Source organism: Deinococcus aerolatus, assembly GCF_014647055.1.
Taxonomy (GTDB): domain Bacteria; phylum Deinococcota; class Deinococci; order Deinococcales; family Deinococcaceae; genus Deinococcus; species Deinococcus aerolatus.
Map to the genome: position 1 here is coordinate 110,289 of NZ_BMOL01000008.1, position 23,554 is coordinate 133,842.

Genomic DNA, 23,554 nt, shown 5'->3' on the forward strand with positions numbered 1-23,554 from the left:
TGCCCCACAGTCTGTTGCCAGCCGCTACTCTGGCGTATGTCCCCCACCTTTGACGCCTTTATCGGCTTCTATCCCACCACCGATCTGGCGGCCACGCACGACTTCTATGTCGGCACGCTGGGGCTGACGCTGGCGCGGGATCAGGGGACGTGCCACATCTATGCGGTGGCGGGCGGCGGCTACCTGGGCTTTTGCCTACGCCCTGCGACCGAGTTGCCGCCCACCGTCGTCCTGACGCTGGTGACGGAAGACGTGGACGGTGTGTACGAACGGCTGTTGGCGGCGGGCGTCACGGCAGAGGCCGCGCCGAAGCACAACGCCGAGTATGGGATTTACCACTTCTACGCACAGGGGCCGAGTGGAGAGAGGGTGGAAGTTCAGCGGTTTGATGAGGGACTGCACGACTCCTGATATCTCTGTAATTTCGTCCTGTATTTGACTGGGCCCGGCACTCCCGTACTTCCGCCGTTCCCCCACCCTGGCGACAGAAAGTGTCATCCATCTTCCGCGCGATTGTCCCCCACCAGCGACTATTCCCTGGCCCCCATCCTTTGGCCCTTGCGAACTCAGACGCCGTGGCTGCTGTGCGGTGTTCTGCTGCATGGTTGCCCCCGGTAGGCAGCGGCTCAGGGCGAAGAAACCGCAAACCTGCACTCACCACCGCGTCTGGTCAATGCCATGACAACTGAGTGTTGGAAGTGTGGAAGGGGGTGGCCTAGACTGGCCGCATGACAAAACCGCCGCCCAACCGCCCGCCGCGTGCGGGTCTGCCGCCGCAGGAGCGCGATTCGCTGAACAGCGTGGAAACGCAGGAGTGGCTGGACTCTCTGATCTACGTGCTGGCGGACGCGGGCCACACCCGCGCGGCGGAGCTGCTGACCGAACTTGATCACTACGCCTATTTTCACGGCGCGCCCATTGAGTACAAGCAGAACACCCCGTACATCAACACCATTGACGTTGAAGCCCAGCCCGAGTACCCCGGCGACGAGGAGCTGGAGCGCAAATTCCGCAACGCGATCCGCTGGAACTCGGTGGTCATGGTGCTGCGTGCCAACAAGGCCAGTGACGGCATCGGCGGCCACCTGGCCACCTATGCCAGCGCCGCCGAGCTGCTGGAAGTGGGCTTCAACCACTTCTTCCGGGGGCCGGAAGCCGGGCCAGACCGCGACATGGTCTTCTTCCAGGGCCACGCTTCTCCCGGCGTGTACGCCCGCAGCTTCCTGGAAGGCCGCTGGGGCGAGGACCGCATGAACCGTTTCCGGCGCGAGCTGTCGCCGGACGGCCCCGGTCTGTCCAGCTACCCCCACCCCTGGCTGATGCCCGACTACTGGGAATTCCCCACCGTCAGCATGGGTCTGGGGCCGATCCAGGCGATCTATCAGGCCCGGTACATCAAGTACCTGGAAAACCGGGGCCTCAAGCCCAAGGGCGACGCCCGCGTGTGGGCCTTCCTGGGCGACGGCGAGATGGACGAGCCGCAGAGCATCGGCGCGATCCGCTTTGCCGCCTACGAGAATCTGGACAACCTGATCTTCGTCCTGAACGCCAACCTCCAGCGCCTCGACGGCCCGGTGCGGGCCAACTCCAAGGTGATTCAGGAGTTCGAGGCATTGTTCCGGGGCGCAGGCTGGAACGTGATCAAGGTGATCTGGGACGGCAAATGGGACGAGCTGCTTCAGAAGGACTACAACGGCGAGATCGTCAAGCGCTTTGAGCTGCTGGTGGACGGCGAGTCGCAGCGGTACGCGGCCTTCGGCGGCCGGGAACTGCGCGAGAAGTTCTTCAACACCCCCGAACTCAAGCGCCTGATCGACGGCTGGTCCGATGCCGATCTGGAACTGCTGAACCGGGGCGGCCACGACGTCCACAAGATCTATGCCGCCTACGCCGCCGCCATTGCCCACAAGGGCAGCCCCACCCTGATCATCCCGCGCACCGTCAAGGGCTACGGCCTGGGCGAATCGGCGCAGGCCCGCAACGTGGCCCACAATGTCAAGAAGCTGGATGTGGAGAGCCTCAAGGGGCTGCGGACGCTGCTGGAGCTGCCCCTGACCGACGAGCAGGTCGAGCACATGGAGTACTACAACCCCGGGCCCGACAGCCCGGAAGTCAAGTACGCCCTGGAACGCCGCGCCGCGCTGGGCGGTCTGGTGCCGTCGCGCCACGTCGAGTACCCGCACCCCAGCGTGCCCACCGGCGAGTTCTACGAGGAATTCGCCTCTGGCAGCAAGGGCCGCGCCGTGTCCACCACGATGGCCGCCGTGTCGATCCTGAGCAAGCTGCTGCGCGACAAGGAAATCGGCAAGTACATCGTGCCCATCGTGCCCGACGAGGCCCGCACCTTCGGCATGGACGCGCTGGTGCCGCGCATCGGCATCTACAGCCCGCGCGGACAGACCTACACCCCCGTCGATTCCGGCAGCCTGATGGTCTACAAGGAAAGCATCGACGGCCAGATGCTCGAAGAAGGGCTGACCGAAGACGGCGCGATGTCCTCGTGGATTGCCGCCGCCACCAGTTACGCCAACCACGGCGTGCCCACCATTCCCTTCTACGTCTACTACTCCATGTTCGGCATGCAGCGCATCGGCGATCTGGTGTGGGCGGCGGCAGACCAGAAGGCGCGCGGCTTCCTGATCGGGGCCACCGCCGGGCGCACCACCCTGAACGGCGAGGGCCTGCAGCACCAGGATGGCAACAGCCACCTGCAGGGCTACGTGGTGCCCAACATGAAAACCTATGACCCGGCCTTTGCCTACGAGCTGGCGGTGATTATCGAGGCGGGCATCCAGCGCATGTACGTGGACGGCATCGACGAGTTCTACTACATCACGGTGGACAACGAGAACGAGATTCAGCCCGCCATGCCCGACGACGGGCGCACCCACGAGGAAATCCACGACGGCATCCTCAAGGGCATGTACGTGTTCCAGCGCAGCGGCAACAAGAAGGCCAAGCTGCGTGCCCAGATCCTGGCCAGCGGCCCCGCGATGGACGCCGCGCAGAAGGCCGTGGAGATGCTGGAAGGCTACGGCGTGGCGGCGGACCTGTGGAGCGTGACCAGCTACAAGGAACTGCACCAGGACGCCCTGCTGACCCAGCGCCACAACATGCTGCACCCCACCCAGGAGCCCAGGGTCAGCTACGTGGCCGGGCAGCTGAGCCCCCAGAACGCCCCCGGCGTGCTGATCAGCGTCAGCGATTACGTCAAGCTGGGCGCAGACGGCCTGAACGGCCACCTGGACCGCAAGCTGTGGACCCTGGGCACCGACGGCTTTGGCCGCAGCGAGGGCCGCGCCGAACTGCGCGACTTCTTCGAGGTGGACGCCAAGCACGTTGTGCTGGCCACCCTGTACGCCCTGCAGCGCGACGGCAAGGTCAAGGGCGACGTGGTGGCCAAGGCGATTGCCGATCTGGGCATTGACCCTGAACGCGACGCCCCCGTGCTGCGCTGAGCCGTCCTTGCCCCCTCTCTCCCGATGTGATAGGGGAGGAGCACCCCAGCGTTCTAGAATTCAAATCAAAACCACAAACCAAGGAGCCTGCCAATGGCGACAGAACTGAAACTCCCCGACGTCGGGGACAATATCGAGAAGGGCACCGTCGTCACCGTGCTGGTCAAAGCGGGCGACACCATTGCTGAGGGCGACCCGATCATCGAGATCGAGACCGATAAGGCGGTCATTGAAGTTCCGGCCTCGGCAGGCGGCACGGTGGAAGCCGTGTCCGTCAACGTGGGCGACACCGTCAGCGTGGGCGGCGTGATCCTGACCCTGAGCGGCGGCGGTGATGCTCCGGCGGCCCCCGCGCAGGCTGAGGAGCCTGAAGCCGAGGCGCCCAAGCAGGAAGCGGCAGCCCCGGCCACCCCAGCTCCGGCCATGCCAGCGACTCAGGCTCCAGCGCCCGCAGCCCCGGCCAGCTCCGGCGGTGGCAGCACCGAGGTCAAACTCCCTGACGTCGGGGACAACATCGAGAAGGGCACCGTCGTCACCGTGCTGGTGAAGGTGGGCGACACCATTGCCGAGGGCGATCCGGTCATTGAGATCGAGACCGACAAGGCCGTGATCGAGGTTCCGTCAAGCGCGGGCGGAACGGTGGAAAGCATCGGCGTGGCTGTGGGCGACACCGTGAACGTGGGCGGCACCATTCTGACGCTGTCGGGCGAGGGTGGGGGAGACGCGGCGGCACCACCTGCCCAGGGCGGCGGCGACACGGCGGCCACGGTGGAATCCAGCGCCACCGCCTCGGATCCGGCCACCGCCAACCGCGTGGCGCAGGCGCAGCAGGAATCCCAGAAGGAACAGGCCGCGCCGCAGGGTGGGGGGCAGCCGTCCCCGGCCCCCGCCGCCTCGGATGACCATGACAAGGTGCCCGCCGCTGCCGGGGCCACCACCCAGGCGCCCGGCGCACAGCGTCCGTACAACACACAGACCTACGATGGGCGCACGGTCATTCCCGCCGCACCCAGCGTGCGCCGCATGGCCCGCGAGATCGGCGTGGACATTCACGACGTGCAGGGCACCGGCATTGCCGGACGCATCAGCGAGGAGGACGTCAGGCGCAGCGCCGGAACACCCAGCGTGCCACCTGCCGCCGCGAGTGCCGCTGGCACTGGCAGTGCGCCCGCCGCCGCCGCCCCCGCCCCGGCCCAGGCCGCGCCCCTGCCCAATTTCGAGAAGTGGGGCACGGTCAAGCGCGAGGACATGTCTGGCATCCGCAAGGCCACCGTGCGCTCCATGACGGCCTCGTGGACCACCGTGCCGATGGTCACGCACTTCGACAAGGCCGATGTGACGGCCATGGAAGAGACCCGCAAACGCTTCGGGGCGCGCGTGGAGAAGGCGGGCGGCAAGCTGACCATGACCCACATCCTGATGAAGGTGGTAGCCAACGCCCTGCGTCAGTTCCCCAAATTTGGCGCGAGCCTGGATCTGGCCGCCGAACAGGTGATCTTCAAGGACTACGTGAACATCGGCGTGGCGGTGGACACCCCGGTGGGCCTGCTGGTGCCGGTGGTCAAGGACGCCGACCGCAAGAGCATCACCGAACTGGTGCTGGAACTCTCCGAGCTGGCGGGCCGGGCGCGCGAGCGCAAGCTCAAGCCCGACGAGATGTCGGGGGCCACCTTCACCATCTCCAATCTGGGCGGCATCGGCGGCCACGCCTTCACGCCCATCGTCAACAGCCCCGAAGTCGCCATCCTGGGCGTCTCGCGCGGCGGCATGGAACCCGTGTGGAACAAGGAGAAGGGCGAGTTCGAGCCGCGCAACATGCTGCCCATCTCGCTGACCTACGATCACCGCCTGATCGACGGCGCGGACGCGGCCCGCTTTGTGCGCTTTATCGCCGAGGCGCTGGAAGATCCGTTCCTGATCTCGCTGTAAGTCTCTGGCTGCCCAACTGATTGAAAGTGAATCCCCGTCCGGTGCGGCGGGGATTTGCCCTGTCGTTATTCGGTCAGGATTGACCCGCTCTCGTCCGGAAAATGAAGAGGCTGTTCTTGCCTGTGCTCCGGCCTACACCGGCGCCAAGCCCGGCCCAGATGAGATCATGGTGGAAGCGGTGCACCAGCCCCTGTCTTCCGTGCCAGGGGCGTTGCCAGATGAGCGGGCCGCCGGACAAAAGGCTTTCTCGTCCTTTCGACGATGCTTCTGACCAGCTTCAATGGAGTGCCCGCCCAGACGGGGCCGGGAAAGCCCCCATTCAGTGTGAAGGGACCTTCCCGGCGGCTCTCTGTGCTGGCGCGGCTCCCGAGACCTTATTTCGGTGTCCGCTTCACCACCCACGAAGTCTGCGCCAGAGGCTGCGGCCGCACCGAGCCCTGACCCGGATACACCAGCAGTTCCACGCGCTGCTGCGCGGCGTCGTACAGATGGCCGCCGAGCTTCAACAGCGGTGTGGGACCGCTGGCCGGCGCCGTCACAGGCAGCGTGATAACCGTGGAGCAACTGCGCTGACAGGCCCGCAGGGACACGCGGTACGGCCCGGGGGGCAGATTCAGGCGCACGAACGCCTGATAGTTCTGGGTGTCCTGAACGTCACGCGGGGCGATCAGGGCGTCCAGCGAGGCCTTGATGTCCGGTGCCGGCCGCAGGGCCCCCACCAGCAGCGGAAACGACAGCGCGGCCATCAGGCCCGCCGCCGCCGCGCCCCCGGCCCAGCCCACGGCGGGGGAACCCTGAGGCATGCGCGCCAGCACACTTCCCGCCGTGACCCAGAACAGTTCGCCCACAAAGGCGCCGGGCACGATCAGGGTGTTGTCGTTGGCGGTGGCCACCAGCAGCCCCGAGAGGATGGCGAGACCCAGCGGATCACGCTGCCGCCACGCCGCCGCCACAACCACCCCCAGCAGCACGAACAGGCCCAGCAGGCCCAGTGGTCCGGTCTCGGCCAGTTGTTGCAGGGTGACGTTGTGCGCGATCAGCCACGGCTGGCCCAGGCGCTCGATCCATGTCGGGCAGGGGGTCACGCGGCCGTCGGGGGCGGGCCACAGCGTGCAGCCCTCGCCGGGCGGGGAAAGACGGGTGCCCAGGCGGTAGGTGCCCACCCCGCTGACCGGCTCACTGCGGATCACCGACAGGGCGTTGTTCCACACCAGATCCCGCCCGGAGGTATCGGCCTTGCTCAGGCGGCTGACAGCCGGCAGGTCCAGGCGCTGGCCCAGGTAAAAGCCCCCGGCCAGCAGCGCTGCTCCGGCCAGGATGCCCAGGGCCACCCGGCGGTTCTGGCGCACGGCGAAGCCCAGTGCAGCGCCCGCCAGGGCGGCAGCCAGCGGCCCCCGGCTGCCGGACAGCAGCAGGATGCCCAGGGCCAGCGTGCCCAGCGGCACGCGCCACCACAGGCGTCCGCCCGCAAACAGCGCCAGCCAGATGCCCGCCGCCCCGGCCAGCCCCAGCGTGATGGGCGTCATGTAGGGGTGGCCCAGGCGCTGACTCAACGGATTCAGGCCGTCCCCCACGGTCAGGCCCAGCGCCGTGACGTACACCAGCGCCAGACCCACGCCCAGCGGGGCCAGCTGACGGGTGCTGTTCAGGCTTGCCCCCAGCGCCATGAACCCGAACACCAGCAGCGTGCGCCCCAACGCCAGCCCGGAGCTGAGCAGCGGCTCGGGGGTCAGCAGCGCCGGGAGTTGCTGGCTCAGGGCGTAGAAACCCAGCACCCACCACGCGGCCCTGGGCAGGCGGCGCAGCGCCGGGAGGGCCAACACTGCCACAGGCGCGAAAAAATACAGCGGGGCCAGCAGCGCCAGCCACACGCGAATCCACCCTCCAGTCCTGCGCTGCATCTGTCTCAGCTGAATTTGCCTCAGTCCCGGACTGCGGGCAGGACGGGGGCTGCGCCCGTTGTTTCGGGGCCGTAGGCGTAGTAGGTATCGCTGGTCCGCGCGATCTTGTTCAGCACAATGCCCAGCATCTTCACGTTGGCCACCCTTGCGTTCTGCAAGCTGCGCTCCACGTCATTCAGGCGGGTTTTGCCGCCTTCCACCACCAGAATCACGCCGTCGGTATAGGGTGCCACGGCCAGCGTGTCGGGCAGACCCAGCATGGGGGGAGTGTCGATCAGCACATAATCGTAACCCTGCGCCCAGCGGTCCAGGTAGGTGCGGAAGGCTGGTTGGCTGAGGATGCCGCCTGCACCGTCACCACGGTGGGGTGTACCGGCGGGCAGCAGGTCTACGTTGGTGCCCACGCGGGTGGCATAGGCCGCGTCTGGGCGCAGGAACATCTCGGTTACGGTAGTGGCGGGCGGCAGGGTCAGGTCGGTGCCGAGCAGTGGATGGGTGCCGATGCGGTCCGGGGACCAGACCTTGAGCTGGGTGGGGCGGCGCAGGTCGGCATCGATCACCAAGACCTTCTGACCAGCCGCCCCCAGACTCTCGGCCAGGGCCGCCGTAGTGGAGCTCTTGCCCTCGCCGGGATATGAGCTGGAGATTACCAGTCGGCGATGTTCGCGGTTTCCCAGCATGGACTGCACATTGATTCGCAGGAAGCCGATGCCCTCATACAGCGGGCCGCTGTGGGCAGCCGGCAGAAAGCCGGCGGCCAGATGGCGGCGGCGCAGCAGCGGCAATTGCGCCAGCACCGGCAGGCCCAGCGGTAGCAGGTCCTCGGTACCGTTGACCCGGCGACGCAGGCTGTCGCTGAGCAGCACCAGACCTGTGACCAGGAACAGCGAGAGCAGCCCGGCCAGCGCGGCGTTGCGCAGCGGGCGCGGCGAAACCGGACGGTTGGGGGCCACCGCATCGGCCACCGGAATCAACGTGCCGGTGGCCGCCGTTTCGAGCACGACCAACTGCGACAGGTTCTGCAAAAGCTGCCCACGGGCTGACAATAGACTCTCGCGTTCGAGCGGTTCATCAACAGATTCAATGCGCTCTGTCAGATTCTTCAGCTGAGCCTGAAGGCTCTCAAGTGAGCGGGTGACGCCCTGCTTGGCGCGGGCAGTGTCCCATGCCAGCAGCGCGGCCACGCTGGTCTCGGCCAGCAGTCTGGCAGCTTCAGGGGTTTCTCCCTGCGCGCTGATCTCGTACACACCGCGCTGCTGGGGGTCCAGGCGTGCCCGAACCTCGACCCGCTTGAAGACGTTGGCCGAAAGCTCCTTTTTAAGATCGCCGCTGATCTCGCGGATGACTTCAGGGGAGAGACTGCTTTTTTCCAGACTGTTAATGATGTTGTTGACTATATTTTGACTGTGCAGAACCTCTTGGACGGCGCCCTGCGGCAGTGGCGGCGCGGTCAAGACCGTGTCCTTAAGCAGTGAGTTCTGGGCGGTGGGGTCCACCGCGATGATGCTGGCACTGGACTCGTACAAGGGAGCCTGCTGCTGCGACAGTACGTATGTTGCCGCAGCCACCACTAGTGGGGTCAGGGCCAGTGGGACGGCGTATCGCCGGAGGGTACCAAAAACTTGCCGAAGGTCTATTTGATCCGCGTTTGCGGTACGGGGAGGCGGACTCTGCATTCTTGCTCAGTCTAACCTTAAAGGCGGAGAAGTTTCTGCGCTTTGCTAAGCCCCGTTTATAAGATGTATGTCCTGAGCAGTTGTGTTGCCATGGTCCTGGCCTCTACTTCCTCAGATGACCCCGCCGCCCAGCATCAGCCGCAGCGCGCCCAGCACGGCCACCACCGCGTTGAGGGTAACGGCGCCCCGGTCACGCGCCAGCGCCCCGAAAATCAGGCCCAGCACGGCGGGCGGCAGCACAAAGATCCAGTTGAGCCAGCCGAAGAACGGCAGGAACCCCAGCAGCAGGCCCAGCGCGGCGAGGATACCGAACACGACAGAAAGGACTCTCATGTCACGCAATACGCGCCGGACGCGCGGAAAGTTGCGTCCGTTCCGGGCGGACAATCGGGCGTGGGACGCGCTAGCTTGGACGCGTGACCCCTTCCGCTCCAAAAAAACCCGCTGGGCGCGGCGCGGCGCTCTCTTCGGGGCCGCGCCTGCCCAGTGGGGCCAGGCGGCGCGCCCCGCAGGTGCTGGTCTTGCTGGAACGGCTGTACCCCGACGCCCGCACCGAGCTGGACTTCGGCACGCCCTTCGAGCTGCTCGTGGCCACCGTTCTGAGTGCCCAGGCCACCGACGTCAGCGTGAATGCGGCCACGCCCACCCTGTTTGCCCAGTACCCGGACGCCCACACCATGGCCCAGGCCTCGGCGGAGGACATCGAGCCGTTCATCCGGCGCATCGGGCTGTTCCGGGGCAAGGCACGCAATCTGGCGGCGCTGGCCCGGCTGCTGGTGGAGCGGCATGGGGGCGAGGTGCCGGACGATTTTGACGCTGTGGTGGCCCTGCCCGGCGCGGGCCGCAAGACTGCCAACGTGGTACTGAGCAACGCCTACGGTTTTCCGGCCATTGCGGTGGACACCCATGTGGGCCGCCTGTCGCGCCGGCTGGGCCTGAGCGTGCAGACCAATCCGGACCGGGTGGAACTCGACCTGCAAAAGCTGTTCCCGCGTGGGCGCTGGGTCTTTCTGCACCACGCGCTGATCCTGCACGGGCGGCGCGTATGCATGGCCCGCAACCCGCAATGTCAGGTGTGTGAGCTGGCGTCGTTCTGCCCGAAAGTTGGGGTGGAGGCTTGAGGGCAGACAGCACGACCCACCGTGTACAGGGGATTGCGTGACCTGGCGGTTTTCCCCGCAGGTCTGGCTGTACCTGACCACCTCGTTCTCTTTCGGGCTGGCGCAGGCGTTTCTGGCGCTGTTCCTGAACTTCTATCTGCGGGCGCTGGGGCTGGGGCCGGAGTGGCAGGGCATCATGAACGCGCTGCCCGCGCTGACGCTGGTGTTTCTCAGCCTGCCTGCCGTGGCGCTGGCCCGGCGCATCAGCAACGCGCACACCATCAAGATCGGGGTGGCCCTGAGCCTGCTGGGCACGCTGATTCTGGCGCTGGCAGGGGGGCCGGCTGGCGTGGTCACGGGCGCACTCGTTCAGGGTGCGGGGGCGGCGCTGATGATCGTGGCCGGCTCGCCCTTTATGGCCAACAACAGCGACGAGCGCAGCCGCATCACCCTGTTCAGCGTCCAGAGTGCCCTGATGACCGGCGCGGGGTTCGTGGGCAACCTGATCGGCGGACGGGTGCCGGAAGCCTACGCGCTGTTTACCAGCACCCAGGCTGACGGCGTGGGGGCGCTGCGAACTGCACTGCTGGTTGCCACCGCCCTGCAACTGCTGGGCCTGCTGCCCGCCCTCAAGCTCAAACCCAGCGGCAAGATCTCGCACACCGGGCGCAGCTTCGCGGTGCGCGACAAGCGGGCGATGTTCCGCCTGATCTTTCCCAACCTGCTGGTGGGGCTGGGGGCCGGGGCCACCATCCCTTTTCTGAACGTGTTCATCGAGGGCAAGTTTCAGATCAACTACGCCAGTCTGGGCCAACTGTTCGCGTGGGCCAGCCTGGCGACGGCGGCCACCGCGCTGCTTCAGCCGCTGCTGGTGCGCCGCCTGGGGCAGCTTCAGGTGGTGTTGCTGGTCCAGGCGGGCAGCCTGCCGTTTCTGGCGCTGCTGGGTTTCGCGCCGCACCTGTGGATGGTCACGCTGGCGCTGTTCACGCGTGGGGCGCTGATGAACGCCGCCGGGCCGGTGTACGGGGCCTACGCCATGTCCTCTTTAGAGGAAAACGACCGCCCGATGTACTCGGCCCTGAACGTGATCGCCTGGGATTCCGGCTGGGCCGTCAGCAGCGTGCTGGCCGGCGTGGTGCGCGGGCAATTGCCGTTCACGCTGGCCTTTCAGGTGCTGTTTGGGTGGACCCTGCTGATGTACGGCGGCAGCGTGCTGGCCATTTACCTGGGGCTGTACCGCCCGGCACAGCGGCAGGCGCTGACGTTGCCGGTATAGGCAGGCGCCTCGCCCCAAGCCAGGATCTACCTCTTCCCCGGCCTCAAGGCAACCCGCCTCACATCCCGGCCTCGCGGCCTCTGTTAGCCTGTTTTGTTCGAGTGGGGCCGCCCTTTGTCGTGTTGAAACCGGTGTCCCTCCGCAGCAGGCCAGCTTTTCCACCGGCCAGAGGGGTGATTTTTTTGACCGCAGCAGCAAAGCAACCCGTGCCAGAGTACTTTCCCGCGCCCATCAAGACCGTCGAGGCGGGCAGCGCCGCTGCGCGTGCAGGTGTGCGGCCCGGCGACGTGCTGCTGCGCGTCAACGGGGCGGCCGTGACCGATGTGCTGGCCTACCGCCACCTGCTGTCGCAGGGCAAGGCCACGCTGGAAATCGCCCGCCCCAAAGAGGCCCCACGGGCCATGACCGGCGTGCCCGGCACCTCACAGGACCACCACCGTCTGCAGATGGCCGCGCCGCCCAGCCTGGACGACACCTTTACCTTCGATGTGGAGTGGGAGGATCCGGGCCTGGAATTCGAGGAAGTGCTGTTCGACGGCATTCATCTGTGCGCCAACAAGTGCGATTTCTGCTACGTCCATCAGATGCCGCGCGGTTTTCGCAAGAGCCTGTACATCATGGACGACGATTACCGCCTGTCCTTTCTGTACGGCTCCTTCGTCACGCTGACCAACCTGAGTGAGGGCGACATCAACCGGATTCTGGACGAGAACCTCTCGCCGCTGTACGTGTCGGTCCACACCGCCAACCAGGACCTGCGTCAGGACATGATGAAGTGGTGGAAGCTGAAGGTCAAAGACCAGAAGGCCGTGCAGATCCGCGACATGATCGAGCGGCTGGAAAGCATTGACCTGTACACCCAGATCGTGCTGGTGCCGGAGCGCAACGACGGCGAGAACATCGACGACACCGTGGAGTACCTGAGCAGCCGGCCCAACGTGATCAGCGCGGCGGTGGTGCCCATCGGCCTGACCTCGCACCGCACCAACCTGCCGGACGTGCGGACGTTCAACCGGGAAGAGGCCCGAGACAGCCTGCGCCGCCTGAACGTGTGGCGCAAGAAATTCCTGACCGAGCGCGGCACCCGTTTCGTGTTTCCCAGTGACGAGCTGTACCTGCTAGCCGGGGAGCCGCTGCCCAGCGAGGAAGAGTACGAGGGCTTTCCCATGCTGGAAAACGGCGTGGGCATGATCCGCGACTTCCTGACCGAGGCGCTGCCGGAACTGCCTGCCGCGCTGCCGGAGCCGCGCCGGGTGATTCTGGGCACCGGGACGCTGTTTGCCGAGGCGCTGGACCGCGCCGTGGAGCCGCTGCGGGCCATTGAGGGCCTGACGCTGGAGGTCCGTGCCGTGACCAACAAGACCTTCGGCCCGGTGACGACCGTGGCAGGCCTGCTGACCGGGCGCTGCTTCCGGCACGCGGTCAAGACCGGCGAGGCGGACCTGCTGATCGTGCCGCCCACCACCCTGCGCTACGGCACCGAGCTGATGCTGGACGACGTGAGCCTGGGCGAGCTGCGCCAGGAATTCCGCATGGACGTGCGGGCCGGCGGCGCGACGCTGGGCGAACTGGCCCGCGTGATCCTGGACGGCGCGCAGAGCAGCGGCCACCAGTGGGGCATGAGCGCCCACGCGGTCAAGGACAGCGGTCACACGCCCCTGGAGATCGAGGTGGCCGAGCAGGGGATGCGCGGGCAAGCGTAAGGGCCGCCGAAGGGAACGAAAAGGCCAGCCGCCCGGAGAAAGTTTCCGGGCGGCTGGTCCATATCAGGCGGACTCCCTACGGCCAGCGCGCTACGGGACCACCACTTTCCCCAGGGAGCCGTAGGTGGCCAGCACGGCCTCGCCCACGGCCGCTGCCGTCCCCTCGCGTACCAGGGCCACCACCGCGCCGCCGAAGCCCGCCCCCGTGATCCGCGCGCCAAAGACGTCCGGGTGGGCCTGCAACAGCACCACCAGGTCATCCACCAACGGGTGCGACACGGCATAGTCGTCACGCAGGCTGGCGTGGGTGGCATTCATCAACCCACCGAAAGTCACGGCATCGGCTTCCAGTCCTTCCAGCACGCGGGCATTCTCGGACACCACATGGCGGGCACGTTCTTTCAGCGGTGAGGGCAGCGCCTCCACGACGCTGATGTCGGTCACGTCGCGCAGCTCCTTGACGCCCAGCAGCCGGGCGGCTTCCTCCACCTCCCCTCGCCGTTCGTTGTAGCCGCTCTCGGCCAGACGGCGCGGCACCCCGGAGTCCAGCACCAGCACCTCGGCCCCCGCTGGAAACGGCACCGCGCGGCGCTCCAGGCTACGGGTGTCGATCAGCAACATGGTCCGGGTGTCGGCCAGACTGCTGGCCAGCTGGTCCATCACGCCGCACTGAACGCCCACAAACTGGTGTTCCACCTGCACGCCCCTCAAGGCCAGTTCTACGTCGTCCAGCGCCAGCCCGTACAGCTCACGCAGCGCCCGCAGGGTAGCGACTTCCAGCGCCGCGCTGCTGCTCAGCCCGCCGCTGGGCACCTCGCTGGTGATATAGACGTTCAGCCCCTCGGTCACGCCGCTCAGGTTCAGACAGCCGGTCAGGTACGGTGCGAAGTCTTCACCCACCTCACCCACCGGCACGCGCAGCGTCCGGTCAAGATTGGCGCTGTACAGCACGTGAGTGTCCGTGCCGTTCCTGCCGAGCCCTACCGTCGTCTTTTGCGGGATGGCGGTGGGCAGCACGAAGCCACCCTGGTAGTCGGTGTGTTCGCCCAGCAGGTTCACCCGGCCCGGTGCCGAAGCCGTGACTTCCGGTACCTGCCCGAACCGCTGCTCAAACGTGGTCAAGATTCACCTCTCGCAATTCTGCCGCCGCCACTTCAGGGAACTTGTCGTTGGCGAACTCACCCGAGCCCTGTTCGGTGCCGGCCAGATACTTCATGCGGCCCGGTGCCCGCAGGTACGGGTACAGCTCGATGTGCAATGGAAACTCGGGGTGGGCTGCATCAAGCGGCGCTTGATGCACAGTCAGCAGGTACGGCATCCGCACGCCAAACAGCGCGTCCAAGCGCAGCAGCGCGTCCTTGAGCACACGGGCAAAAGCGTCGCGCTCGTCGTCGGTCAACTCGGACAGCAGAGACACAGGCCGCGCCGGAAGAATCCATGTCTCGTAGGTGTAGCGCGCAAACGGCGGCACCACGCTCAGCGACAGGCCCTCGTCACGCACGATGCGTTCACCTGACGCTCTCTCGGCAGCCACGAAATCGGAAATCCAGGCATGCCCCGTCTCGGCCTGATGCTGCTGTGCCAGGTCCAGCATGCGTCCCGCCACGGGCGGGACGTGGTCATAGGCGTAGATCTGCCCGTGTGGGTGGTGCAGGGTCACACCCACCTCCACGCCGCGGTTCTCGAAGGCCAGCACACTTTTGATCACGTCGCCGGAAGCGAAGCGTGAGGTTCTGTCAGCCCACACCAAGAGCAGCAGACTTATCTGCGCGTCACTCAGGTCAGACAGGCGCCCCGCCGCATTCTGGCTGAACACCACGACTTCACACGCCCCCACGCCCGCCCGGGTGTGGGCCGGGCCGGGTGGGGGTTCGGGCGCCTCCAGGGTCAGGCTGGGAAAGCGGTTGGCGAAGACGGCCAAGTCGTAGGTACCGCGTGGCAGTTCGGTGGGATGTTCGGGGTCCGAGGTGGGGGCGAGGGGATTGTATTCGGGAGGTGGGAGGAAGGTGCGGCCCAGACGGTGCGCGGCGTACATCACCCATTCGCCGCGCAGGGGATGCCAGCGCATGACCGGGCGGGCGTCTACTGCCTCCGGGCTGGGACTGGGAATCTCGGACGTGACCACGATGGGTTGCAACCCGTACAGCGTCAGCGCCCGGCCGTCCGGCTTCTTGAACTCCTGCTGATGGGTGTGGCCCGTCGTGGTGGAGGTCATACCGGCCATTGTGCCCCGTGCGCGGGCAGATCGCCCACGCGAGAGTCGGTCAGGTTGAAGGTGGCGCGGCTAAAGTGGGTCACGGCCCCACCCAGACTCTCGGTGAGGGTGGTGGGCCGATCCGGCCTGCTGATCTCCAGGCAGCGGCGCAGCAGCGCCAGCCCGTCCACGTCCAGCATGGCAATCGGGTCGCTGCTGGCCCGCAGGCCGCCCACCACGTCCAGCATGGTGGCAACCGTGTGGCGTTCGGTGGCCGTCAGCAGGCTGAGTTCGCGGCGGCAGATCGCCACGTCCGGGTCCGGCTGGTACCAGGCGTGCTGATACCAGCGCGACAGGGCAGTGTGCAGGGCATTGCGGGCGCTGGGGCCGGTGGCGTCGCCCAGCCACACCCGGCGCGAGTCCTCGTCCCACAGCGGAGCCACATCCGGCCCGGTGCGCATGGCATCCACCACGCCGATGCTGGCCGCAAGCGGTGCGCCGCAGCCCAGCAAAAAGGCGTCGTCTCCGGCTCCGTCGCGCAGGGCCTGCAGGCCCATACGGTACGCCGCCGCCCGGCCCACCGAAGGATCGTGCCGTACCCCTGGCAGCGCCGCGCCGTACAGGAAATCCAGCTTCAGGTACGGGTACCCCCAGCCGCGTGCGGTGGCGGCCAGATCGCGCAGCCACACCAGGACTTCAGGATGGGTGGTGTCCAGCGCGTGATACGCCCCGCCCCAGTTGTGGCCCACCGCCAGTGGAGCGCCGTCCTTGCCGCGCAGCATCCAGTCCGGGTGATCGCGGAACAGCTGTGAGGTGGGTGAGGCCAGGAAGGGGGCCAGCCACAGCCCCGCCGTGAAGCCCAGTTCGTTCAGCCCCGCCGGAAGGTCACGGGCATGGCCACCAAAGTGGTCCGAGGCCGTGAACCAGTCGCCCAGATCGCTCTGAAAGCCGTCATCCAGCTGAAAGACATCGAAGGGAAGACCGTGCTCCCGGGCCAGCCGGGCGTTGTCCAGCATGGCCTCCAGCGTTACGCCCCGGTAATAGCTGTACCAGCTGCACCACACCCGCTGCGGCGCGGGCGTGCGGGCGTGCATGTTCGCCCCCAGCTGCGCGCTCAGCGTTTCCAGGATCGTGATCACGTCGTCTGTGGGTTCCCACGCCACGGCGGTGGCTGGCCCCTCCTGACTGCAGGTCACGCGCACCCGGTCGCCCTCGGCGCGGGCCTCCCAGTGGGTAAAGGTGTGGGTGGCGTCCTGTGCCGCGCCCACCCAGCCGCCCCCATCGGGGCGAACCAGCGCTAGCACGGTATGGCTGCGCCACACGCCCGCCTCGCCGCTGGGCAGGAAGGCCGGGTCGTGGCCCTGTTCGTGCCGCCAGCGCATCAAGGGCACGGCCTGCACGTCGGTCAGCGGGCGCAGCTCGGCCTCGCTCCACGACTGGTAGCCGCTGACGAGGACCCGGACCTGTGCCGGATCGGTGGCCAGGATCCACTCAGGCATGGGTGTTCTCCAGCACGGCGTCCTCCAGCACAGTGAAGCTGACCGGCTCCAGCATTTGTCCGTTCCACTCCACCCGTTCCGGGTTCCAGTTCTGCAGCAGGGTCCGCCCCGCCCGGCGGCTGAGGCGCACGCCCCCAGGCAACGGGGTGGTGGCCACGTCCGCCTCTGCCAGCACCCCGGCCAGCACCGTACCGATCAGTTCGCTGCTGTGCGCGCCGATCACGGTCACGTTGCCGTGGCGGATCACGGCGCTCTGGCCGTCCAGCGGGCCGCCGGAGTAGGTGTACAGCGTTTCGGCTCCCTTCACGCGGTAGCTCTCGGCCCAGGCGTGGGCCTCGAAGGTCCCGCCGTCGCCGGTCACGTGCTGGGAGAGGGTGGGGCGCAGCGAATCGTACTGAAGCAGCCTCGCGCCCACCAGCTCCGACAGCGGGCCGAACTGCCCGTCGGCCCAGGTTTCTCCGCCGGGCGTGCGGAAGGCGGTGCGTGGGCCGCAGACCAGCCGCGCACCGCCTTTGACTGCCGCGGTCCAGTGCGCCGCCCGCTGCTGCGGGACGAGCGTGATGGCGGGGGCGACGACCACGGCGTAGCCGCTCAGGTCCGCGTCGGCATGAATCACGTCCACGTCCACCCCCAGCGCCCGCAGCGCCGAGTAGTAGGCCAGGGTCTGTGTCCAGTAGCTCAGGGACGCGCTGTGCTTCTGCTCGTCGTACAGCCACAGGCTGTCGTAGTCGTGCAGCACGGCGACTTTTGCCGGCACCCCGCCCACCGGAAACTGCGTGATGTCCAGCCCGGCCACCTCGGCAAAACCCCGGTCCGGCGTTTCATCGTGTCTGAGCAGGCCGGAGTGCATGACTTCCTGCGCCATGGTGGCGGCCCGCCAGCGGAAGTAGCTCACCACGTCCGCGCCGTGCGCCCAGGCCTGCGCCGTCCAGAGTTGCACCGCGCCGTCGGCGGGCAGCGGGTTAAAGGGAGCCCAGTTCACCTGCCCGCACTGCTGCTCCATCACCCAGGGGCCGTTCGGGGTGCCCTGACCGTCGCGTCCCAGCGCATTCTTTCCACCCAGCAGGCCCCGGTACAGGTCATGGTTGAAGGCGATCAGGTCCGGGTGTCCCGTGCGGGCAAAGTGGGTCTTGACGTCCTCGCCGCTGCCGGGCGGAGCGAAGAACTCCAGCATGCCCAGCGGGTAGTTGTCCCAGGTCACGAAGTCCAGTCCCCGCGCCACATCGTAGTGGTCAAAACCCATCTCGAAGATCATGAAATTGTGCGTCACGAAGCGCCCCGGCGACAGCTCGCGCAGGATCGCCACCTGTTCGGCCTGGAACCCGGCGATCATGTCCGAGGCGAAGCGGTAGAAGTCCAGCACATGCGACGGGTTCGGCTCGGCCACCGTCAGGTTCGGCGGCTTGATCTGCTCCCAGGCCGTGTATTCCATGCTCCAGAAGACATTGCCCCAGGCCGCGTTCAGGGCGTCCAGCGTGCCGTACCTGCGTTCCAGCCAGCCGGGAAAGGCGGCTGCGCTCGCGCCTCCGTAGCTGCGGGAGGTGTTGTGGCAGCCGAACTCGTTGTCGGTCTGCCAGCCGGCCACCGCCGGATGCCCGCCGTAGCGTTCGGCCATCGCCCGCGTGATGCGCTGCGAATGCTCGCGGTACACAGGACTGGCGAAGTCGTAGTGCCGCCGCGCGCCGAATTCGCGCACGCGGCCCTGGGCATCTACGGGCAGAATTTCGGGGTGGGCGCGTATGAGCCATGCCGGCGGCGTGGCGGTGGGCGTACATAGCACGACGCGCATACCGGCGGCGTGGTAGGCGTCGATGGCGGTGTCCAGCCAGCTCCAGTCGTACTCGCCGGGACGCGGTTCCATGCGGCTCCAGGCAAACTCGGCGATGCGGACGAAGGTCAGCCCCAGCTCCTTTTGCTGCTGCGCGTAAGCGGCCCAGCGGTCCTGGGACACGTGCTCCGGGTAGTCGCAGGAGCCGAGAAGGAGATGGGGGGCAGGGGTAGAGGTGGATTGGGTCATGGCAGGTCCTGGGGAAGGGAAAGAGGGCTGAGGATCTGAAGGTCTGCCGGCCGGGTGCCGGGCATTGTCGGCGCACGGAATCGCTGTACCGGGGCGGACACCAAAGGCCGCTGGACGGGGCCGCACATCACAGGTGGGCACGGGAGGTGAGCATGGGAGAGGCGGGGGGCGGGGCCGGAAGCACCGGCCCCCACCATCAATCCTTGACGGCCCCGCCCGCGATGCCGGCCACAAAATGCCGCTGCAGCGACAGGAACAGCACCAGAAAGGGAATGGTGGCAATCGCCGTTCCCACCATGATGCCGCCCCACGACACGCGGGTCAGGCCCACCAGGGTGCCCAGCGCCACCGGCATGGTGTAGCTGTCCTTCTGGGTCAGCACGATCAGCGGCCACAGATAATCGTTCCAGGAAGCCAGGAACAGCAGAATCGCCAGCGCCGCCAGCGCCGGACGCACGATGGGCAGCGCGATCTGCCAGAAGATGCGGCCCTCCGAGGCGCCGTCGATGCGCGCGGCATTCAGCAGATCGCTGGGAACGGTCTGGAAGGCCTGACGCATGTAGAAAATGCCGATGGTGTTGGCCAGCGTGGGCAGGATGACCGCCCAGTAGGTGTTCGAGAGCTTCAGATCGCGCGCCACCAGAATGAACTGCGGAATGATGGTCACGAAGGTGGGAATGGTCAGTGTCGCCAGGATCAGGCCGAACAGCCAGTTCTTGCCGGGAAAATCAAACTTGGCAAAGGCGTAGCCGCCCATGCTGGTGAGCAGCATGCTGAAGACCGTGTACAGCGAAGCGATCATGGTGCTGTTGAACAGCGTCCGCAAGAAGTTGGTGTCGGCCTGCAGTCCCCGGAAGTTTTCCATGAATGCGCCGCCGAACCACAGCGGCGGATTGGGGCTGAAGATGGCCGTTTCCGGGTGGGTGCTGAACACGGCCATGATCCACAGCGGGGCCAGAAAGATCAGCGCCAGCGGCAGCAGGGCCAGATGCAGCCAGAGGGCGCCCGTGCGTTTGCGGGGCGTGACGCCCGGCGAAACCGGGACGGCCACCTGCGGTCTGGCGGTCATCTTTCCCTCCCGAACAGGCGAAGCTGGATCAGGCTGAACACGGCGGCGATGGCGGCCACGGTGTAGGCGATGGCGCTGGCGTAGCCGAAGTTAAACGAGCGGAACCCCTGCTGGTACAGGTAGGTGCCCAGCGTCATGGTGGCGTTGCCGGGGCCACTGTTGGTGATCAGGGCGGGTTCGGTGAACAGTTGCAGCGTGCCGATCACGCTCAGGACCATGCAGAACAGTAGGGTGGGGCGCAGCAGCGGCAGCGTGATCTTCCAGAACTGCTGCGCGGGTGTGGCTCCGTCGATGCTGGCCGCCTCGTACACGTCCTCGCTGATGCCCTGCAGGCCGGCCAGCAGAATGATAGCGTTGTAGCCGGTCCAGCGCCAGGTCATGGCCATGATGATCACCGACATGGCCGGCCCGGACTGGTTGAGCCAGTCCACGGCGGGCAGGCCAATTCCGGTCAGGGCGCGGTTGACCACGCCGAAATCGGTGTTGAACAGCAGCCGGAACACTGCCGAGTACGCCACCGTCCCTACCACCAGCGGCGCAAAGAAGGCGAAACGGAACCATCCGGCGGCCTTCAGAAGTTTGCTATTCAGGGCCACAGCCAGCACGGTGGCCAGCGACAGCATCAGCGGCACCTGGACCACCAGAATCACCATGGTGTTGCGCAGGGCCGTGCGGAAGAACTCGTCCTCGATCAGTCGGGACCAGTTGGACAGGGCGTAGGGTGCGTCTGCCCCCAGCCGCGAATCCTTGAAGCTCATCAGAAACGAGCTGACGATGGGCCACGCCCAGAAGGTCGCAAAGATCAGCAGGTACGGCAGGATAAACAGATACGGCGCCTTGGGCGTGCGCGCCCAGCGTCCTGCGCGCCGGGGTGGGGGAGACAGCGGCTGTGAAGTGGTCATGACTACCTCGGCAGTACACGGACAAGAGGCGAAGGGAAGGAGGGCAGCACAAACAGAAGCGGGCGAGGGAAGCGGGCGTCCGTGTGCTCGCCATTCCCTCGCCCCTGTCCTCACGCCGCGTTCAGGCCCGGCGCGTCACTCAGACGGCGTGGCAGAAGACGTGGGGGTCCAGGCACTCGCCTCTGCCCTGGCCTTACTTGGCGACAGGCAGGCCCGTGGCGCTGCTGATCTTCTTGGCGGCGTCGTCCAGGGCTTCCTTGGCGGTCTTGTAGCGGCCCTTGATGTAGTCAGCCTGCACCACGATCATGATCTGACGGGCGTCCTGGAAGTACTGCGTGCCGCGTGCCTGGGGAACGTCACCCAGGGTGCCCAGAATGGTCTGCCACACGGGCTGGTTGCCCCAGTACGGCTGCGCGGTCTTCACGTAGGGGTCCTTGGTGGCGCTCAGCAGGCTGGGAACCAGACCCTGCGACTTGAGCATGGTGACCTGACCGCCAGCGGTGGCCAGGGCATGTTCCAGGAAGGCGTAGGCGGCGGCCTGGTTCTTGCTGGAGCTGGGAATCGCCAGGGCGCTGCCGCCCAGGTTGCTGGCGCGCACGCCCCCGGCCTTGGAGGCGGGCATCAGGTACACGCCCCACTTGCCCTTCTGATCCGGGGCGTTGGTGCGGATGGTGCCCTCGTACCACGCGCCGAACATGGCGCTGGCGGTCTTGCCCGCCTTGATGTTGGTGATCTGGCCGCCCCAGTCGCCGGTGGTGACCACCTGCGCGTCGTACAGCTTCTTGATGGTGTTCAGCGCCGTCACGCATCCGGGCTGGTTAACCGTCACAGCCTTGGCCGCGTTGTCGAAGTAGAAGCAGCCGTTCTGGTTGGCGAGCATCCGGAACCACTCGTCGTCCTGGCCGTTGGCGATGGTTGCCAGCTTCACGTTGTTGCCGAACTTGGCATTGACCTTCTTGCCCGCCGCGATGAAGTCATCCCAGGTCTTGATGCTGTCCGGGTTGACGCCGGCCTGCTGGTACAGGTCCCGGCGGTAGAACATCACCACGGGGCCGGAATCCCACGGCATGGCGTAGCGTTTGTTGCCCGCCATCAGCTCGGTCCACTTGAAGGCCGGAAAGTCCTTGACCAGCTTGTCGGCGCCCTTGGTGTTCAGGTCAACAAAGCAGTTCGGGAAACGCGCCCAGAACACCTCGGCCTCGTTGTTCTCGATGGAGTAAACGTCGGGCATGTCCTGGCCCCCGGCGGCGCAGCCGGCCAGCCCGCGGTCATACACGTTCTGGTTGCCCAGATCCTCCACCTTCACCTTCACGTTGGGGTACTTCTTGTTGAAGCTGGGAATGGTGCTCTCCAGGGCCTTGGCGGCCGCGTCCCACGACCAGACGGTGATGGTGCCGGACAGGTCCTGGGCGGCGGCGGAACCGGCGAGCAGCAGGGCGGACAGGGACAGTACGAGTTTCTTCATGGAAAACCTCCGGTTGAGGAATGGATGTTGAGTGGGGGTAGATCTGCGCTGCATACCTTTTGAAGCACGCCTTGAAGCGCTGCGCCTCCTGAAGCGCTACACCATCTGCAGATCGGGAATGCAGCGCAGCAGATCCTCGGGAGGCTCACTGCCGTGCCGGTTGGTGATCAGGGTGTGCACCGCCGACACCGGGGCCACCTGCGCCTGGCTGATCTGACCCAGCTTGCTGTGGTCGGCCACCACCACGATCTCGCGCGCCTGTTGAACCATGACCCGCTTGACCTCGGCCTCCTCATGGTTGGCGTTGGTCACCCCGGCCCGGACACAAATGCCGTTGCAGCCCAGAAACAGCCGGTCTGCGTGAATGCGGCCCAGCACCTCCAGCGCGTAGGGGCTGACCAGCGAATGCTGCAGCGGGCGCAGCGTGCCGCCGGTAACGATCACGCGCATGTTCGGCAGCCGTTCCAGTTCCAGGGCAATGTTCAGACCGTTGGTGATGATGGTCACGCCGCGCAGCGTGGGCGACAGGGCACGGGCCACCTCGGTGGTGGTGCTGCCCACATCCAGAAAAACCGTCTCGCCGTCGCGCACCAGCGCCGCCGCCGCCCGCCCGATACGCCGTTTGGCCGCCGAGTGCCTGCGGCTGGTCTCTTCCAGCGGAAATTCGCGCTGGACATCCAGCGGTAGCCGCGCTCCACCGCGGGTGCGCCGCAACTGACCGGCTGTGGCCAGGGCCTTCAGGTCACTGCGGACCGTAACTTCCGAAACCCCCAGAAGTTTTGAAAGCTCGGACGCCGATACCTCGCCATTTTGCTGTGCCAGCGATAGAATCTCGCTTCTGCGGGCCTGAATCATGTTCACCCCCTCCGGATCTGCGTTTTCGTTACTTTCGCAGTTTACGTTGGGGCTGGTCCCACGTCAAGCATTGGGCGCGGTGTCTTCTGCCGGGGCCGCAGCGGTGGACACCGAGAGAATTTATGTTTGCCCAGACGGCGAAAAGAGGCGAAGCCTCCCTCCCGTTTTCCCATCTGTCCACGCAGTGGAGTGACCGATGGGAGGGGTGGCTCAGTCGTCGGTTGCCAGGTCCTGCTGAAAGAGGACTTTCCGCGGCACGCCGAACACCTGCGCCATGCGGAACGCGGCTTCCAGGGAGGGCGAGGACTGGCCTGCCTTGATGGCCGCCACGTTCGTTGGACAGACTGAACTCGAACAGCACGAAGGGGGGACCCAAGGCGAGCGCCGTTGCGCCCAGCGACAGCCACGCGATTTTCTCACTGGATGAAATGCGTTCTCCTTCTGCTGGGGCACTTCTATTCTAAAAACACGGAACACTGTGTCAAAAGATTCCTTCCATAAGGGCAGAGA

General features: G+C 66.5%; 17 protein-coding genes. 6 read left to right on the plus strand and 11 right to left on the minus strand.

Annotated features, from left to right (window positions below; genetic code table 11):
- Positions 1–36 precede the first annotated feature (36 nt).
- The 3 genes from IEY31_RS10145 (at position 37) to IEY31_RS10155 (ending at position 5,387) form a co-directional block, all read left to right on the plus strand.
- A complete protein-coding gene (locus tag IEY31_RS10145; protein WP_188971553.1) occupies positions 37–411 on the plus strand; it encodes a VOC family protein in 375 nt (124 codons plus the stop codon).
- Positions 412–728: 317 nt separating this feature from the next.
- The gene (aceE, locus tag IEY31_RS10150; RefSeq protein WP_188971555.1) at positions 729–3,458 is read left to right on the plus strand and encodes a pyruvate dehydrogenase (acetyl-transferring), homodimeric type; all 2,730 of its coding nucleotides are present in this window, start codon (positions 729–731) and stop codon (positions 3,456–3,458) included.
- A gap of 93 nt (positions 3,459–3,551) precedes the next feature.
- Positions 3,552–5,387: a 2-oxo acid dehydrogenase subunit E2 gene (locus IEY31_RS10155; protein WP_188971557.1), complete on the plus strand. Its 1,836-nt coding sequence runs from the start codon at positions 3,552–3,554 to the stop codon at positions 5,385–5,387.
- 374 nt (positions 5,388–5,761) lie between these two features.
- Here IEY31_RS10155 and IEY31_RS10160 read toward each other — a convergent pair whose 3' ends face one another.
- The 3 genes from IEY31_RS10160 to IEY31_RS10170 all read right to left on the minus strand — a co-directional run bounded on the left by IEY31_RS10160 (position 5,762) and on the right by IEY31_RS10170 (position 9,297).
- Positions 5,762–7,288, minus strand: a complete 1,527-nt coding sequence (locus IEY31_RS10160; RefSeq protein WP_188971559.1) for an O-antigen ligase family protein — start codon at positions 7,286–7,288, stop codon at positions 5,762–5,764.
- A gap of 20 nt (positions 7,289–7,308) precedes the next feature.
- Entirely contained in the window at positions 7,309–8,964 is a 1,656-nt protein-coding gene (locus IEY31_RS10165) for a tyrosine-protein kinase domain-containing protein (protein ID WP_188971560.1), read from the minus strand.
- A gap of 111 nt (positions 8,965–9,075) precedes the next feature.
- A complete protein-coding gene (locus tag IEY31_RS10170; protein ID WP_188971562.1) occupies positions 9,076–9,297 on the minus strand; it encodes a hypothetical protein in 222 nt (73 codons plus the stop codon).
- A gap of 83 nt (positions 9,298–9,380) precedes the next feature.
- On the opposite strand from IEY31_RS10170, the gene nth reads away from it, so the two are divergent.
- The 3 genes from nth (at position 9,381) to IEY31_RS10185 (ending at position 13,043) form a co-directional block, all read left to right on the plus strand.
- Positions 9,381–10,085 carry an endonuclease III gene (gene nth, locus IEY31_RS10175; RefSeq protein ID WP_188971564.1) on the plus strand — a complete coding sequence of 235 codons (705 nt, stop codon included), beginning with the start codon at positions 9,381–9,383 and terminating at the stop codon, positions 10,083–10,085.
- A gap of 37 nt (positions 10,086–10,122) precedes the next feature.
- Positions 10,123–11,340 carry an MFS transporter gene (locus IEY31_RS10180; protein WP_188971566.1) on the plus strand — a complete coding sequence of 406 codons (1,218 nt, stop codon included), beginning with the start codon at positions 10,123–10,125 and terminating at the stop codon, positions 11,338–11,340.
- A gap of 182 nt (positions 11,341–11,522) precedes the next feature.
- Positions 11,523–13,043 (plus strand): DUF512 domain-containing protein, encoded by a 1,521-nt coding sequence (locus IEY31_RS10185; RefSeq protein WP_188971567.1) that lies wholly within the window; start codon positions 11,523–11,525, stop codon positions 13,041–13,043.
- 90 nt (positions 13,044–13,133) lie between these two features.
- Here the strand turns inward: IEY31_RS10185 and galK are convergent, their stop codons facing one another.
- The 8 genes from galK to IEY31_RS10225 form a co-directional block, all read right to left on the minus strand.
- The gene (gene galK, locus IEY31_RS10190; protein ID WP_188971569.1) at positions 13,134–14,165 is read right to left on the minus strand and encodes a galactokinase; all 1,032 of its coding nucleotides are present in this window, start codon (positions 14,163–14,165) and stop codon (positions 13,134–13,136) included.
- On the minus strand, positions 14,152–15,258 hold the full coding sequence (gene galT / locus IEY31_RS10195; protein ID WP_188971571.1) for a galactose-1-phosphate uridylyltransferase: 1,107 nt from the start codon (positions 15,256–15,258) through the stop codon (positions 14,152–14,154). Before galT ends, galK begins: the two co-directional genes overlap by 14 nt.
- The gene (locus IEY31_RS10200; RefSeq protein WP_188971573.1) at positions 15,255–16,736 is read right to left on the minus strand and encodes a glycoside hydrolase family 36 protein; all 1,482 of its coding nucleotides are present in this window, start codon (positions 16,734–16,736) and stop codon (positions 15,255–15,257) included. Before IEY31_RS10200 ends, galT begins: the two co-directional genes overlap by 4 nt.
- Positions 16,729–18,753 carry a beta-galactosidase gene (locus IEY31_RS10205; RefSeq protein ID WP_188971575.1) on the minus strand — a complete coding sequence of 675 codons (2,025 nt, stop codon included), beginning with the start codon at positions 18,751–18,753 and terminating at the stop codon, positions 16,729–16,731. Before IEY31_RS10205 ends, IEY31_RS10200 begins: the two co-directional genes overlap by 8 nt.
- Positions 18,754–18,949: 196 nt before the next feature.
- On the minus strand, positions 18,950–19,822 hold the full coding sequence (locus tag IEY31_RS10210) for a carbohydrate ABC transporter permease (RefSeq protein WP_188903711.1): 873 nt from the start codon (positions 19,820–19,822) through the stop codon (positions 18,950–18,952).
- Positions 19,819–20,724 (minus strand): carbohydrate ABC transporter permease, encoded by a 906-nt coding sequence (locus tag IEY31_RS10215; RefSeq protein WP_188903713.1) that lies wholly within the window; start codon positions 20,722–20,724, stop codon positions 19,819–19,821. Before IEY31_RS10215 ends, IEY31_RS10210 begins: the two co-directional genes overlap by 4 nt.
- Before the next feature lie 193 nt (positions 20,725–20,917).
- Positions 20,918–22,189 (minus strand): ABC transporter substrate-binding protein, encoded by a 1,272-nt coding sequence (locus IEY31_RS10220; protein ID WP_188903715.1) that lies wholly within the window; start codon positions 22,187–22,189, stop codon positions 20,918–20,920.
- Positions 22,190–22,285: 96 nt separating this feature from the next.
- On the minus strand, positions 22,286–23,044 hold the full coding sequence (locus IEY31_RS10225) for a DeoR/GlpR family DNA-binding transcription regulator (RefSeq protein WP_188971577.1): 759 nt from the start codon (positions 23,042–23,044) through the stop codon (positions 22,286–22,288).
- Positions 23,045–23,554 lie beyond the last annotated feature (510 nt).

Bases quoted from the DNA above. Each gene is read 5' to 3' on its own strand.
- IEY31_RS10145 (WP_188971553.1), top strand. From the start codon at position 37: ATGTCCCCCACCTTTGACGCCTTTATCGGCTTCTATCCCACCACCGAT.
- aceE (WP_188971555.1), top strand. From the start codon at position 729: ATGACAAAACCGCCGCCCAACCGCCCGCCGCGTGCGGGTCTGCCGCCG.
- IEY31_RS10155 (WP_188971557.1), top strand. From the start codon at position 3,552: ATGGCGACAGAACTGAAACTCCCCGACGTCGGGGACAATATCGAGAAG.
- IEY31_RS10160 (WP_188971559.1), bottom strand. From the start codon at position 7,288: ATGCAGCGCAGGACTGGAGGGTGGATTCGCGTGTGGCTGGCGCTGCTG.
- IEY31_RS10165 (WP_188971560.1), bottom strand. From the start codon at position 8,964: ATGCAGAGTCCGCCTCCCCGTACCGCAAACGCGGATCAAATAGACCTT.
- IEY31_RS10170 (WP_188971562.1), bottom strand. From the start codon at position 9,297: ATGAGAGTCCTTTCTGTCGTGTTCGGTATCCTCGCCGCGCTGGGCCTG.
- galT (WP_188971571.1), bottom strand. From the start codon at position 15,258: ATGACCTCCACCACGACGGGCCACACCCATCAGCAGGAGTTCAAGAAG.
- IEY31_RS10200 (WP_188971573.1), bottom strand. From the start codon at position 16,736: ATGCCTGAGTGGATCCTGGCCACCGATCCGGCACAGGTCCGGGTCCTC.
- IEY31_RS10205 (WP_188971575.1), bottom strand. From the start codon at position 18,753: ATGACCCAATCCACCTCTACCCCTGCCCCCCATCTCCTTCTCGGCTCC.
- IEY31_RS10210 (WP_188903711.1), bottom strand. From the start codon at position 19,822: ATGACCGCCAGACCGCAGGTGGCCGTCCCGGTTTCGCCGGGCGTCACG.
- IEY31_RS10215 (WP_188903713.1), bottom strand. From the start codon at position 20,724: ATGACCACTTCACAGCCGCTGTCTCCCCCACCCCGGCGCGCAGGACGC.
- IEY31_RS10220 (WP_188903715.1), bottom strand. From the start codon at position 22,189: ATGAAGAAACTCGTACTGTCCCTGTCCGCCCTGCTGCTCGCCGGTTCC.
- IEY31_RS10225 (WP_188971577.1), bottom strand. From the start codon at position 23,044: ATGATTCAGGCCCGCAGAAGCGAGATTCTATCGCTGGCACAGCAAAAT.